At 33.9% G+C, this 13,069-nt stretch carries 15 protein-coding genes; 7 read left to right on the forward strand and 8 right to left on the reverse strand.

Annotation, left to right across the window (positions count from 1 at the left end; all coding sequences use genetic code 11):
- Nucleotides 1–187 precede the first annotated feature (187 nt).
- From hutI to Q0L29_RS06825, 4 genes are read left to right on the forward strand one after another with little or no spacing between them, the layout of a single operon-like run.
- On the forward strand, nucleotides 188–1,414 hold the full coding sequence (gene hutI / locus Q0L29_RS06810; protein ID WP_296620197.1) for an imidazolonepropionase: 1,227 nt from the start codon (nucleotides 188–190) through the stop codon (nucleotides 1,412–1,414).
- Nucleotides 1,405–2,397, forward strand: a complete 993-nt coding sequence (locus Q0L29_RS06815; protein WP_296620199.1) for a formimidoylglutamase — start codon at nucleotides 1,405–1,407, stop codon at nucleotides 2,395–2,397. The genes hutI and Q0L29_RS06815 overlap by 10 nt, the downstream gene beginning before the upstream one ends.
- A 47-nt stretch (nucleotides 2,398–2,444) precedes the next feature.
- Entirely contained in the window at nucleotides 2,445–2,684 is a 240-nt protein-coding gene (locus tag Q0L29_RS06820) for a hypothetical protein (protein WP_296620200.1), read from the forward strand.
- Nucleotides 2,669–2,968: a type II toxin-antitoxin system RelE/ParE family toxin gene (locus Q0L29_RS06825; protein WP_296620201.1), complete on the forward strand. Its 300-nt coding sequence runs from the start codon at nucleotides 2,669–2,671 to the stop codon at nucleotides 2,966–2,968. The genes Q0L29_RS06820 and Q0L29_RS06825 overlap by 16 nt, the downstream gene beginning before the upstream one ends.
- A gap of 5 nt (nucleotides 2,969–2,973) precedes the next feature.
- Here the strand turns inward: Q0L29_RS06825 and Q0L29_RS06830 are convergent, their stop codons facing one another.
- The 4 genes from Q0L29_RS06830 to Q0L29_RS06845 form a co-directional block, all read right to left on the reverse strand.
- The gene (locus Q0L29_RS06830) at nucleotides 2,974–3,306 is read right to left on the reverse strand and encodes a type II toxin-antitoxin system PemK/MazF family toxin (protein WP_296620203.1); all 333 of its coding nucleotides are present in this window, start codon (nucleotides 3,304–3,306) and stop codon (nucleotides 2,974–2,976) included.
- Nucleotides 3,303–3,545: a CopG family transcriptional regulator gene (locus Q0L29_RS06835; RefSeq protein WP_296620204.1), complete on the reverse strand. Its 243-nt coding sequence runs from the start codon at nucleotides 3,543–3,545 to the stop codon at nucleotides 3,303–3,305. Before Q0L29_RS06835 ends, Q0L29_RS06830 begins: the two co-directional genes overlap by 4 nt.
- 74 nt (nucleotides 3,546–3,619) lie before the next feature.
- Nucleotides 3,620–5,413: a 4Fe-4S binding protein gene (locus Q0L29_RS06840; RefSeq protein WP_296620206.1), complete on the reverse strand. Its 1,794-nt coding sequence runs from the start codon at nucleotides 5,411–5,413 to the stop codon at nucleotides 3,620–3,622.
- A 9-nt stretch (nucleotides 5,414–5,422) separates the two neighbouring features.
- Nucleotides 5,423–6,754 (reverse strand): NAD(P)/FAD-dependent oxidoreductase, encoded by a 1,332-nt coding sequence (locus Q0L29_RS06845; protein ID WP_296620208.1) that lies wholly within the window; start codon nucleotides 6,752–6,754, stop codon nucleotides 5,423–5,425.
- Nucleotides 6,755–6,882: 128 nt separating this feature from the next.
- Between Q0L29_RS06845 and Q0L29_RS06850 the strand changes: the two genes are divergently transcribed.
- Complete coding sequence (locus Q0L29_RS06850) at nucleotides 6,883–7,608, forward strand: DUF547 domain-containing protein (protein WP_296620210.1); 726 nt, start codon at nucleotides 6,883–6,885, stop codon at nucleotides 7,606–7,608.
- A 46-nt stretch (nucleotides 7,609–7,654) separates the two neighbouring features.
- Here the strand turns inward: Q0L29_RS06850 and Q0L29_RS06855 are convergent, their stop codons facing one another.
- From Q0L29_RS06855 to Q0L29_RS17555, 3 genes are all read right to left on the reverse strand, one after another.
- A complete protein-coding gene (locus Q0L29_RS06855; RefSeq protein ID WP_296620212.1) occupies nucleotides 7,655–8,137 on the reverse strand; it encodes a DUF4494 domain-containing protein in 483 nt (160 codons plus the stop codon).
- A gap of 83 nt (nucleotides 8,138–8,220) precedes the next feature.
- Nucleotides 8,221–8,502: a DUF2442 domain-containing protein gene (locus Q0L29_RS06860; RefSeq protein ID WP_296620214.1), complete on the reverse strand. Its 282-nt coding sequence runs from the start codon at nucleotides 8,500–8,502 to the stop codon at nucleotides 8,221–8,223.
- Nucleotides 8,499–8,741: a hypothetical protein gene (locus Q0L29_RS17555; RefSeq protein ID WP_367275758.1), complete on the reverse strand. Its 243-nt coding sequence runs from the start codon at nucleotides 8,739–8,741 to the stop codon at nucleotides 8,499–8,501. Before Q0L29_RS17555 ends, Q0L29_RS06860 begins: the two co-directional genes overlap by 4 nt.
- A gap of 170 nt (nucleotides 8,742–8,911) precedes the next feature.
- Between Q0L29_RS17555 and Q0L29_RS06865 the strand changes: the two genes are divergently transcribed.
- On the forward strand, nucleotides 8,912–10,063 hold the full coding sequence (locus Q0L29_RS06865; RefSeq protein ID WP_296620216.1) for a class I SAM-dependent RNA methyltransferase: 1,152 nt from the start codon (nucleotides 8,912–8,914) through the stop codon (nucleotides 10,061–10,063).
- 43 nt (nucleotides 10,064–10,106) lie between these two features.
- On the forward strand, nucleotides 10,107–11,135 hold the full coding sequence (locus Q0L29_RS06870; protein ID WP_296620217.1) for a hypothetical protein: 1,029 nt from the start codon (nucleotides 10,107–10,109) through the stop codon (nucleotides 11,133–11,135).
- Nucleotides 11,136–11,191: 56 nt separating this feature from the next.
- On the opposite strand, the gene Q0L29_RS06875 is transcribed toward Q0L29_RS06870, so the two are convergent.
- A complete protein-coding gene (locus Q0L29_RS06875; RefSeq protein WP_296620219.1) occupies nucleotides 11,192–12,871 on the reverse strand; it encodes a triple tyrosine motif-containing protein in 1,680 nt (559 codons plus the stop codon).
- Nucleotides 12,872–13,069: the final 198 nt, after the last annotated feature.

Consider the following 13,069-nt stretch of genomic DNA (forward strand, 5'->3'; position numbering starts at 1 on the left):
CCGAAGGAAGGAAAAACTTCAAAGAGGCATCGAGCCTCTTCGAAGTTTGCCCAAGAAAAGAACCTCAGGCTCATAATTGCCCGAGGGAATTATAAAATGAATTTTTAACCAAAACGGTCAATGCTATTTAGGGATAGACAATAGGCTCAACTTCTGACTTCCAACTTCCAACTTCCAACTTTTACACATGCTCATAACAAACATAAAATCACTTTTTGGAACCAGAGAAACAACAGAATTATTGAAAGGAAATGCATTAGGCGAATTGCCTACCATAGACAACGCTTTTCTTGAAATAAAAGACGGTAATATTTTAAATTATGGTAAAATGGAAGACCTGAATACTGACCAAAATAAGGAAGTATTCGATGCGAAAGGAAGATCTATTTTACCTGCCTTTTGTGATTCTCACACTCATATTGTTTTTGCCGGCAGCCGTGAAGACGAATTTGTACACAAAATCAAAGGCTTAAGCTATGCTGAAATTGCCGCTAAAGGTGGCGGGATTTTGAATTCAGCTAAACGATTAGCTAAGACTTCCGAAGATGAGCTATTTGAACAAGCAATGGTTCGTGTAAATGAGGTGATGAATTTAGGAACAGGTGCATTGGAAATCAAAAGTGGTTATGGATTGAGTTTGGAAGCTGAGCTCAAAATGCTTCGAGTAATCAGACGAATAAAGGAAACTGTAAACATCCCCGTTAAATCTACATTTTTGGGTGCACATGCTTTCCCTGAGCCATATAAAGAAAATAAAGAAGCTTATATAAAGCTTATCATAGATGAAATGTTGCCCGCCATAGCAGATGAAAAATTAGCAGATTATATTGATGTCTTCTGCGAAACCGGCTTCTTTGATGAGAAATTAAGCGAGCAAGTATTAAATGCGGGAGCAAAATACGGCTTAAAAGCAAAAATTCATGCCAACCAATTGAATAATAGCGGTGGAGTCCAGTTGGGAATTAAAACCAATGCAATTTCTGTTGACCATCTTGAAACTTTGGGTGAAGAAGAAATTGAATTGCTCGGTAAACACGATATTATTTCAACATTACTTCCTTCCGCAGCATTTTTCTTAAGAATGGGCTTCCCTCCTGCACGTGAATTAATTGATGCCGGAGCTGCTATTGCTTTGGCAACTGATTATAACCCAGGTTCATCGCCAAGCGGAAATATTCCATTGTTGATTTCTTTAGCTTGTATTCAAATGAAAATAACGCCTGAGGAAGCATTTAATGCGGCTACTCTAAACGGAGCCTTCGCAATGGAAGTGGAAAATGAAGTCGGCTCCATTACCAAAGGAAAAAGAGCTAACTTGATTCTCACGAAGGACATTCCTTCCTTAGCCTATATGCCTTATGCATTTGGTTCTCAGAATATTGAAAAAGTTATGATAGCAGGAGAATGGAGATAAATCACTTTCATTTTTTCAACGAAAAAAGCCTAAATGAGGATTTAAAGCCCAGAACTGGGGAAATCAAAATTGGTGAAAAAATTTCGTTTGGATCTGATTTTAAGAACTCCGAAGCCCGGTTTGTCCTGTTAGGAATTGAGGAATCAATCGGAGTAAAAGGAAATCTGGGCTTAAGTGGTACACATACTGCATGGAAATCCTTTCTGAAAGCTTTTCTCAATATTCAACACACCCATAAATTGGGAGGTGAAAATATTCATATTCTCGGGAATTTTAATTTCCAAGAATTAGCTGAAAATGCTCATAATCCAGATGATTACAGAGCATTAGTGCCAATAATGGATTCCGCAATATCCCCACTTATTCAGGAAATCTCAGAAGCTGGAAAAATACCGCTTGTCATTGGAGGGAGTCATGCCAATGCCTTTCCCATTATCAAAGGCGTTAGTCAAGCAAAAAACAGCGCCATCAATGTGATGAACTTAGATGCCCATGCTGATTATCGAGCATTAGAAGGCAGACATAGTGGTAATCCATTCAGTACCGCCAAAGCTGAAGGATTTTTAGCCGACTATAGCATATTAGGATTACATGAGAATTACAATAGCCAAAATATGCTGGATGAAATGATGAAACAAAAAGGCATTCGATACTATTTCTGGGAGGATATTTATTTGAGAAATAGAATACAGTTTGAAGAAGCCTTAGCTGATTTCATCCAGATCAATCAGAATAAAAGTTGTGGGATTGAATTGGATATGGACAGTATAAGAGGCGTATTAAGCTCCGCCATGACACCTTCCGGCTTCTCCTCAACGGAAGCAAGATACTACGCCTACCAGACCGGACATCATCTGCAAGTTACCTATTTGCACATTTGCGAAGCTGCTACTGAACTGGAAACAGGTGTGCAGGATGGCAGCACTGGTAAATTACTTTCTTATCTGGCCAGTGATTTTATGAAGGGCATAATTGAACATTAAATACTATGGTAATTTGATTTCTCGCCATCCTTCTTTAACTTATAGTTATGATTTCAGCAGCACAAATAAAAATCGACCTGATTAAAAAAATAATAGCTATTAATGATGTACATGTACTATCTACTATAGACAATATACTAATCAAATCAGATGAAAAAGATATAGTTTATAAAGTATCTGGTGAACAAAAAATGGCTTTAAAAGCTGCCGAAGAAGATATTAAATATGGTAGAATTTCATCAGATGAAGATGTAAATGCTTCAGAAGACAGATGGCTGGAAGAGTAATTTGGACTCATACTGCAAGAAATCAAAGAAAAGACATCCTTGAATTTTGGTATTTAAGGACAGGTAACAAGAAGTACAGTAGAAAAATATCAAAGTATATAAAAAGAAAGATTAAGCACCTCGCAAAATATTCATATCTGGGAAAGCCAACAGATTACCAAAACGTTAGGGTTATCTCAGATGGAAATTTCAGTATTTTTTATAAGCTCTCAGACGTAAATATCTTAATAGTAAGTCTATGGGACAATAGACAAGACCCTCGAAAAATAGAAAAGTATTTATGATTATTTCAATACTTCAAAATATCCCCCAAAGTCTTTTTCATTTGTTCCATGCAATCAGGAGTAACTTCCCCAAGTTTGTGGATAAGACGGTCTTTTGAAACCGAACGAATATGAAAAACCAAAACTTCCGACTTTTCCTTCAATCCATTTTTAATGTCAGGTTCTAAAATAGGATTCCCTTTATATCCTTTAATTTTTGTGGTAAGCGGAAAAACTATTACGGTTCGCAAAAATTCATTAGCCAAATTTCCACTTAAAATGACAACAGGCATAAATCCAGCTTGCTCACTCCCTTTAACAGGATTTAAGTTCACATTCCAAATTTCAGCCTGCTTCATGCTTTGTCAGTATCTTTGAGTTGCTTCCAGTAATCTTGCATACCTTCTTCTGCAACCATCATGATATCAAGGTCATCTCCTGCCATTTTGTATGATTTGGCATATTCTGCCTTTTCTATGTTTTCTAAATAGACAGTTAATGCCTTTTCTATCAATTTATTCTTAGGCATATTCAATTCATTAGCCTTTTTGGCCAATAAATCAACGACATGTTTGGGAAGTGTAGTTGTTATATTCATGGCTATTTTATATTTGTATATCACAAATATAATATAAACTTATAGAATTAAAAATTCCAACTAGCTCTAATTTATCAACTCTGAACCCCAAAACTATCATTCCCGATCAATGAAGGCTGATTAAACCTGCCATTTTCATCTCGGTTCTCAAGGTTTAGCACACCTCTTGGGCAAACTGAGGAGCATACTCCACAACCAACACATGAAGAACGGATAATATTTTGACCTCTTTGAGCGTACCAGCGGACATCAATTCCCATTTCACAGTAAGTGGAGCAATTTCCACAAGAAATACATTGGCCACCATTAGTCGTGATTCTAAATCTAGATTTGAAACGCTGGACTAAACCTAAATAAGCTGCCAAAGGACATCCAAACCTACACCAAACTCTATTACCCATAAAAGGATAAAAACCAGTGCCAATTACACCTGAAAACATAGCTCCTATACCAAATCCATAAGCTGCTCTTATGTTGTAAGTATTTATACCCAATAATTCTGAACTGCCCGTAAAAAAAGTATATAAAACTCCAGCTGTCATCACCACCACAAACACCAAAACACTATGAACCAACCATCTCTCAATTTTCCAGGCACCTAATGATTTATCGGAAAGTTGTCTGTAAGGGTCTCCCAAAGTTTCAGCTAAACCGCCACATCCACAAACCCAGCTGCAATACCATCTTTTTCCATATAAATAAGTGAATAAAGGAACTCCTATGGCAAATAAAGCAATTCCCCAACCCAACATAAATAAACCAATGGTACCCGCTTCTATCATTTCATTTAACCTATAATCAAAAAAGAATGTGTAATCTAATGGCCACATATTTTTCAAATCCATATAAGGTTGATTTAAACGAACCAGTATTTCAGGAATCACGAAGGCAAAAGAAAGCTGAAAAAACATTACTGAAACAGTTCTAATCAATTGATATGGGCTGTGTCGATACTTTATCATCATCCTTACTCCCATCACCAAAATAGCCAATGTGTACAAAAATCCATACATAAACCATTGACTTGCTGGGTTTCCACTAATCATTTTACTGAGTGGGTCAACCATAACAATCCAGGAAGTCATGTATTCAGGATACCAATACAAAAACACATAAAAACTGATTAGGAATGTCCCTAATAATATGCCAATCCAACCTCTATTTTTAAGAGCACTATGGAAAATCCCATCATTTTTAATACCAGCATGTTCTGTTTTTAATTTAGGCAATAAATACATAATGGCTCCGATAATTGGAATACCTATAGCTAAAAACAACCATAACCAAGGATTTTGTACTACGGGTCCAACTTCTGACTGTTTGGTTATTGTAAATGCTTTATTGTTTATATTATTTTGGCTAAAGCCTTTTTGGGAAATGATAGATTTGTTCACATCAGCAATTACATTTTCCAATTGAGATGTTAGCTCTTCCGAAGATTCATATTCCTTGCCTTCCATCCATCCTGTATAATCTTTGAGTTGCTTCAATTGCCATTCTTCCTCTTCCCCGGAAGGTTCTCCTATTGCTTTTTCAATAGCAGATTGCTGAAATGCTTTTCCTTCAATTGAATTTGCAATTTCTTTGGCTAAATCTGATTTGATTTCAAATTTTGCTTTTACTTCTTGATTGCTTTGCTCTAAGACAGATTTAAAATCACTAATAAATGCAAACTGATTATTGTATTTATTATCATAAATATCACTAGCAAATTCATCAACCAAAGGAAAAGTTTCTTCACCTATAACTTCCCTTAAATCATTTTTATCTAATTGGTATTGTCCTAAAAAGAACAAGGACAAAAAGGTAAAAAAACCTATAGTAAAGACTATTAAACCTATTTTATGTATAATTTTCAAACTCTTCATATATCTATATTAAAATACACCTAATATCTTTTTTCTACTCAATTTTACTACATCATTCGGATATCTTTCATTGTACATCCCTACTAATTCATCTTCATGTTTTTTGAAAAATTCAGGATCGAAATTGGCCTTTTTTAGATTTTGAAACACCTTTTTCATTGGCCAATTATCCCTTATCATCTTATCGCAAACTTCATGTCTGTATCTTACGCCCATCAAGTTCACGCCTTTTAATGTTTTGTCTTCCTTATGGAAAATAAGTCGGATAGATTTTTCACCCTTTTTATGCTCCCAATAGAAATGCACTTCTGTATCTTCATCCGGTTGATTGCCTACTTGTCCATACGTCTGGTATTCTATATCCAGAAACTTTGCAGAATTAAACCAGACACCTGGTTGATAAGCTGTTTTATTACCACAAATCGTTTGAGCTAAGGTTTCTCCATGCATTCTTCCTGTGTACCAAACTTGCTCTATTGGTTTTCTATCTTCGGCAGGAGCTTCCTGAAACTCAGCACAATCCCCAATAGCATAAACATCAGTTTGGTTGGTCTCAAAGTATTCATTCACTTTTATCCCTTTGTTAGTTTCCAACTCCGAATCTTTCAGGAAATCAATATTAGGAGAAACGCCTACTGTCAACCCTACAAACTGGGCATCCATTTCTCCTCCATCTTTCAATTTCACTCCTTTAGCCCTCCCATTACCATCATCTATTATTTCTGAAATTTCCGTCTCCAACATTAAATTAAAACCATGTTTTCTGATGTGTCGATTAATTATTTCTGACTCTTCAGGAGGTATTACATTATTCCAAAAGCTATTTTCTCGAACTACAAAAGTGACATCTATATTTCGAGTATGGAACATCTCTCCCATTTCCATTCCAATCAAACCACCACCTACAATAACAGCATTTTGTGTAGTTGGAGAATATTTCTCCATGCTTTCCAAATCCTGATAACTATACAGCCCCTGAACTGCTTCCAAATCTTGACCAGGCCAGCCAAACATATTTGATTTTGAGCCTACAGCTATTACTAAAACATCATACTCCATATTTTCAGATTGCTTTAGCTGCAAATTCTTATTCTTAAAATCAATTTGCTCCACATAGTCATATACTAAATCAATTCTGTTCTTCTTCCAGAAAAAATCTTCATAAGGCTTAGTGCTTTCGTATTTCATATGCCCCATATAAATATACATTAAGGCGGTGCGAGAAAAGAAATGTTCGGTCTCAGCCGATATAATGGTGATATTATCTTCACTATGTTTACGAATATGCCTTGCCGCAGTAACACCTGAAATGCCATTTCCAATGATGACGATATTCCTCATAGGGTTTATTTTGAAGTTTGTTATTTCAATATTAAAGCTATTAAAACTAATCAATTGTCAAGCCGGAGACAATAAAAAGTAATCCGAACTTAATAACTTATCGTAACTTATGAAAAACTATAAGAAAGATGAGAAATTTTAAATTAACAATTGTTGCCATTATTTTTTCTAGCCTAAGCTTAATGGCATACAAGCAAGAAACTAACGAATTTAATAAAGATGCAGATGTTTTCCTGAAAAAATATGTTCTGGATGGAAAAGTTGACTATAAAAGATTAAAAAATAATTTTGAGGAAGTTGACAATCTATATAAGTCATTAGCTTTAGTAAGCACTTCTGAATTAAATGATAATGAAACAAAAGCATTGTATATTAATGCTTATAACATTATCGTAATCAGACAGATTACAGAGTATTATCCACTTAAATCCGCTTTGGACAAAAACGGGTTTTTTGATAAGGTAAAGCACAATGTTGGGGGTGAAATGCTCACTTTAGACCAAATTGAAAAAGGTAAAGTTATTATTCCTTTCAGAGATCCTCGTGTTCACTTTGCCTTTTCATGTGCTGCAATAGGTTGTCCAGAGCTGGCTAATTTTGCTTTTACTGCAGATAAGTTAGACACTCAATTGAATGAACGTACTACTAACTCTATCAACAATCCTGATTTCATAAAAGTAAAATCAAATGAAAATTTAGTGGAGTTATCAATGATTTTCAAATGGTACGAAAGGGATTTTAAAATGAAAGCAGATGATGTGATGGCTTATATCAATCAATATAGAAAAAATAAAATACCTTCAAGCTTTAATATAGACCATTATCCCTACGATTGGAGTTTAAATATTCAATAAGAATTAAACTTTCCCGAAATACATTGATATCGGGAAAGTTTTATTTTTAATCATTCTCTTCTTCAGAAACTTCTTCCTCAACTTCAGATGATTCAGGTGAAATATCGCCTGAATAATTAAACACTTCAATTATCGAGCTTTCAATTACTTCGGGTACCTGAAATGAAACCAACATATTATTCAAACTTAAATAAATTCTATCATAAGCTTCTTTCACATTTTTAGCGGTCACTATCATTTGATTAGTGATTTTCTTTTCTTTTCCGCTTTCTTCAGCAACATAATATACCACCTTGCATTTGTGCCAGATGTCTGCATCTTCATAATGGAACACATCTACTATTTTACTTTTACTTATGCCGGTAATCATAAATTCTCCTCTCACGCGCTCACCCATTTCTTCATACATGCGAGTTTCCGCTTCTGTAAAAGAAACGGCATCCACCAAATAAGGCTCTGTCACGGATTTTAATCTACCGTTTTCATCTTCCTTTTGGTATTTAACTTTGCACAAAAACCACTGCTTCATAATCTTATTTTTCAAATTGGATTGCGAATATAAAGGAATTCAAAATCGAATGGAAATGGCTGGTAACAATTTATGGAATAGAATTATTTTATTTGACCTCTATATAAATCCCATACAGGAAAAATCATATCATAGTCATTCCAATTTAGATTAAAGTCTTGAATTTTAAACTCAGTAAATTTACTTTTATCAAGATATACTCTGATTTTTGGGTTCAATGAAGATTTTAAGAACTCTTTGAAGTCAATTATTTTACTTTGACCATCATCAAAATTTACTTCAACTGAATAATCACCCAAATAAGAAGCTGAAATTATTTTCAGTTCTTTAGATTCATTTTCGTTATAATCAACTGTGATTTTCATTTTAGCTTTTTCGTGATTTTCTCAAACGGAATATCTTTATAATATACAAAATAATTAACCCATTTTTCAACTATTTGGTTTGCATATACATTTAAAAAGTCTTGGAAGTCACGTAATGACTTATTTTTTAAAGGTTTCAATCCTTTAACATTTGAAATATTAATTTCAACAATCACGCCATTTTCAATAACAAATTCTGCTTTACTTTCAAATTCTCCCTTTCTAGCATGTACATGAATTGGCTCATGTTCATTCGAATAAAAAAAATATAATCAAACCTAAATATTCAAATAACTTTGGCATACGAACTTCCAGTATTTATTCAAATATATAAAATACAATCGAATGTTTTAAACTATCTATCGAACACAAATATTGTTATTAATACAAACTGCTCTAACTTTGCCCAATGGTAAAAAGCAAAATCGTTCTCCCCTGCCCCCCTTATATCGCTCCTGTTTTAAGACAGGAAATTGAAAACCTCGGTTATAAAGTGACCCATGAGGGTCCTTTGGATGTTGCATTGGAAGGTACCCGAAATGATTGCATGCATTTAAATCTGCATCTTAGAACTGCCAATAAAGTTTTATTTCTTATAAAATCATTTAAAGCTAATGACCCTGATAAATTGTATCAGCAACTCTATCAGGTCAAATGGGAAGACTACTTAGATGAAAATGGATATCTGTGTATCACTTCTTATGTAAACAATGAAAAGATATTAAACACTCAATTTGCTAATGTTAGGGTAAAAGATGCCATAGTGGATCGATTAAAAGACAAAACTGGGACAAGACCAGATTCTGGACCTTTAAGAGACCAAATGGTCGTTTTTCTGCATTGGATGGAAGATCAAGTGTCCATTTATTTGGATACTTCAGGGGAAACTATTTCAAAACACGGCTACAGAAAAATCCCTGGCAAGGCACCTATGAATGAATCATTAGCCGCAGCTACCATCTTAGCTTCTAACTGGAAACCAAATCAGGTATTTATCAACCCAATGTGTGGATCAGGAACTTTAGCCATCGAAGCAGCTTGTATAGCAGCAAACAAAGCCCCAGGGCTCAATCGTGAAAAATTCGGTTTTCATTTTCTTAAAGGTTTTGATCTTGAAGCTTGGGATAAATTAAAAGAAGAGGCTATTCAAAATGAAAAGCCCATTGAATGTGAGATCATTGCAGGGGATAATAGCAGAATGGCCATACAGGCAGCAAAGCAAAATGCGGAAGAAGCAGGTGTTGATGATGCTATCACCTTTGAGAAAAAAGATTTTAGGGATAGTACAATCCCTGAAAGTGAAGGAGTGGTGTTTTTAAATCCAGAATATGGGGAAAGATTAGGTGATGAACAAGAATTAGCCAATGTATACAGCCAAATTGGTGACTTTTTCAAGAGAGATTGTAAAGGGAAAACCGGTTACATATTTACTGGAAACATGAATTTAGCTAAGAAAATTGGATTAAGGACTAAGAGAAGAATTCCCTTTATGAATGCCAAAATTGAATGTAGATTATTAGAATACGAACTTTATGCTGGTACTAAAAAAGATAAAGGCTAAGAAAATTTTTAGAAATTAATTTTCATTGGCTTATATTTAAAAAATGCATATTAGCAAAAAAGAAAAAGAGACCATTATCAAAGCACTAAGTCATTGGGAAGCTTCTGGTTTAATTGATGACCAAAAAGCAAAAGAACTTGATGAAAGTATAAAAATCAAACCCTTTAACTGGCAATCTTTAGCTTATTATTCCTTCCTTTTTGCAGTAGTGAGTCTATTAATCGCTGTTGTCAGTATTTTTGCAGACAAAGCGTTATTAGACTTAATCGATTCTTTAATCTCTACTTCTTACACCACAAAATCAATTGCTTTTCTAGCATTAAGTGCTCTATTCTTTTGGCTTGATTACCGCTACAACTTAAAAAAGACCCGAAAAAAATATAGCAAAGAAGTTTTTTCATTTTTCGGATGCATATTTTTAGCCATAGCAACAGGATTAATAAGTTTCATATTCGGTATGGAAGAAAATCCAGGTTTGTTCATTCTAGGATTATCTATTCTGTATTTCGTTTTAGCAGTATTTAGAAAAAAAGAATTGCTCTGGCTTTTCGGGATAACTTCTCTTGTAATAGCTTTTGGAACTATCACTTATAATCTAGGAAAAGACAATCAATTATTTGTTGGAATGAATTTCCCTATGCGCTACACTATTTTTGGAGCATTTATTCTACTTTTAACATTTTTTGTTAATAAATTCGACAAGCTAAAACCATTTGTGGAATCTACCTATTGGAGTGGATTAATCATTTTCTTTATGTCACTTTGGTTCTTAACCATTTTTGGAAACTACAGCAGCTATGAGAAATGGTTAGAAATAAGACAGTATTATTTATGGTGGTATAGCCTGATTTTATTGCTGGCAAGTTTTTTAGCTATACTAATTGGCATTAAAAAAGAAGACAGCTTACTTAAAAACATAGGGATTTCATTCATATTTTTAAATCTTTACACCCGTTATTTCGAATATTTCTGGGATGAATTACACAAAGCACTTTTCTTTGGTGTCATAGCCGTTTCGTTTTGGTTGATAGGTAAAAAGGCAGAGAAAATATGGGATAGAGAAGGGAAATAATTCTTTCCTCTCTTTTATTACATTAAATTTTAATCTTAAAAATTCGCTAGAAATATTTAATTTACCATAGGTTCTCTACGGTATGGAATAGGCAATTCAATTCGAAAACAAGCTGATTTATACTCTTCCAAGTGAATTTGCCCTCCTAATTTAGACACTGCCATTCTAACACTGTACAATCCTAACCCAACCCCTCTTTTCTGTTCGGTGGCAACAAAAAACATGTTAAAAATCTTGTCTTTAAAATCAGGGTCAATCCCTAAACCAAAATCCTCAAATATAATTTGATAGCTTCCATCATTTTTATTTTTTGAAAATTCAATCACCACATTTGGCTTTTCTCCATGCTTTGAAAATTTAATAGAATTATTAATTAAATTTGATAAAACCACTTTTAAATGCATTGAATCTGTTAATATTTCTTGATCCGTAGCTTTTAATTCTATTTGAATAAATTGCTGCCAATCTTCATTATCAGGTATATTCTCTTTGGCAGCATCTATAATTAAATCTCGGATATTATGACTTTCCACTACTACTTTTTGCTGCTTCAATTTATTGATTTTCTGAAGATTGAATAAAATATTATTCATACGTTCGGCTGTCTCATTTACTTTCGAGAAGTAAAATCTTGAGGTATCCTCATTGGTTTCCTTGATTGCCAAATAGCAAAGTCCTAAAATAGTAGAAACCGGGCCTTTAAGATCGTGTGCAGCTCTATAGAAAAAGGTGTCGAATTCATGTTTTGCAATCTTTAAATCATCATTGGCTTCCCTAAGTTCTCTTGTTCTTTCATCCACCATCTCTTCTAACTGGAGATTACTTACTTTCAATTCATCATTCTGCTTTTGAATAATGGCATTCTTATGAGCGATCTCTTGATTTTGTTCGCTAATTTCTTCCTTTTGATGAAGAACTAAAGATTGATTTTCTAATAATTGCTTATTGGCTACTTCTAATTCCGAAGTCCGTTCTTCGACTTTTGACTTCAACTTCTTTTTGGAACTTTCTAAATATCTTATTCTTAGTTGAATATATACCAGAACTAAAATAATTAAAACCACCACAAAAAGTATTTGGAACCAAGGGGTTGCCCAAAATGGTGGATCAACACTGATATATAATTCTTTTATATTACTAGACCATCTCCCATCTGAATTTGTACCTTTAATCTTTAATTTATAATCTCCTGGCGGTAGATTGGTAAATGTAAAATGCCTCCTGTTTTTATTATGAATCCATTTCGTATTAAAGCCTTCCAATAAATAAGCATATTCAATTTTATCAGAGTTACTTAAATCAGTAGTTGCAATTTCAAAGGAAAGTAAATAGTCATTATGTTCTAATGAAATAGAATCGATGGAAAAATCTCTTATCTTTCTTGCGCCACTTTCACTTTCTATATCTACAGAAACTAGGTTAAGAGTAGGTTCATAATCACTTTCCTTTATATTTTCAGGCTTAAAAACATTTAACCCTTTATACCCACCAGCAAATATTCTTCCATCTTTCAAAGTCGAAATAGATCTCCTGACAAATTCTTCGCCTTGAAGGCCATCTGAACTATAGTAATTTTTAAATTCCTCAGTTTTTGGATTAAAAAATGAGATCCCATTATAAGTCGAGACCCAAAGGTTCCCATTCAAATCTTCTGTTATTCCTGCAATGTTGTTATTCACTAAGCCATCATTTTCAGTAAAGGATTCAAATTGAATTCCATCTTTCGATTCAATCATCTTAGCTAATCCACCACCACCAGTACCAATCCAAATTCTATTATTACTATCCTGAGTTCGATTCTAATTTAGGATTCAGAACGCCTGTAAATAGTGAGTTTCAACTAAAAATTCTGAAGCAATAGCGGGCTATTGTAAGGAATTTTTAGGAAGAAAATCGCTGTTTAGAGGTGGGATAGGAAAAGCTTTTCCATATAA

This window comes from Marivirga sp. (assembly GCF_024636815.1).
Taxonomy (GTDB): domain Bacteria; phylum Bacteroidota; class Bacteroidia; order Cytophagales; family Cyclobacteriaceae; genus Marivirga.

Excerpts from the sequence above, each read along its gene's own strand:
- Q0L29_RS06815 (WP_296620199.1), top strand. The coding sequence starts at position 1,405 with ATGGAGATAAATCACTTTCATTTTTTCAACGAAAAAAGCCTAAATGAG.
- Q0L29_RS06820 (WP_296620200.1), top strand. The coding sequence starts at position 2,445 with ATGATTTCAGCAGCACAAATAAAAATCGACCTGATTAAAAAAATAATA.
- Q0L29_RS06875 (WP_296620219.1), bottom strand. The coding sequence starts at position 12,871 with ATGATTGAATCGAAAGATGGAATTCAATTTGAATCCTTTACTGAAAAT.
- Q0L29_RS06865 (WP_296620216.1), top strand. The coding sequence starts at position 8,912 with ATGGTAAAAAGCAAAATCGTTCTCCCCTGCCCCCCTTATATCGCTCCT.
- Q0L29_RS06855 (WP_296620212.1), bottom strand. The coding sequence starts at position 8,137 with ATGAAGCAGTGGTTTTTGTGCAAAGTTAAATACCAAAAGGAAGATGAA.
- hutI (WP_296620197.1), top strand. The coding sequence starts at position 188 with ATGCTCATAACAAACATAAAATCACTTTTTGGAACCAGAGAAACAACA.
- Q0L29_RS06825 (WP_296620201.1), top strand. The coding sequence starts at position 2,669 with ATGGCTGGAAGAGTAATTTGGACTCATACTGCAAGAAATCAAAGAAAA.
- Q0L29_RS06845 (WP_296620208.1), bottom strand. The coding sequence starts at position 6,754 with ATGAGGAATATCGTCATCATTGGAAATGGCATTTCAGGTGTTACTGCG.
- Q0L29_RS06870 (WP_296620217.1), top strand. The coding sequence starts at position 10,107 with ATGCATATTAGCAAAAAAGAAAAAGAGACCATTATCAAAGCACTAAGT.
- Q0L29_RS06840 (WP_296620206.1), bottom strand. The coding sequence starts at position 5,413 with ATGAAGAGTTTGAAAATTATACATAAAATAGGTTTAATAGTCTTTACT.
- Q0L29_RS06860 (WP_296620214.1), bottom strand. The coding sequence starts at position 8,502 with ATGAAAATCACAGTTGATTATAACGAAAATGAATCTAAAGAACTGAAA.
- Q0L29_RS06835 (WP_296620204.1), bottom strand. The coding sequence starts at position 3,545 with ATGAATATAACAACTACACTTCCCAAACATGTCGTTGATTTATTGGCC.
- Q0L29_RS06850 (WP_296620210.1), top strand. The coding sequence starts at position 6,883 with ATGAGAAATTTTAAATTAACAATTGTTGCCATTATTTTTTCTAGCCTA.
- Q0L29_RS06830 (WP_296620203.1), bottom strand. The coding sequence starts at position 3,306 with ATGAAGCAGGCTGAAATTTGGAATGTGAACTTAAATCCTGTTAAAGGG.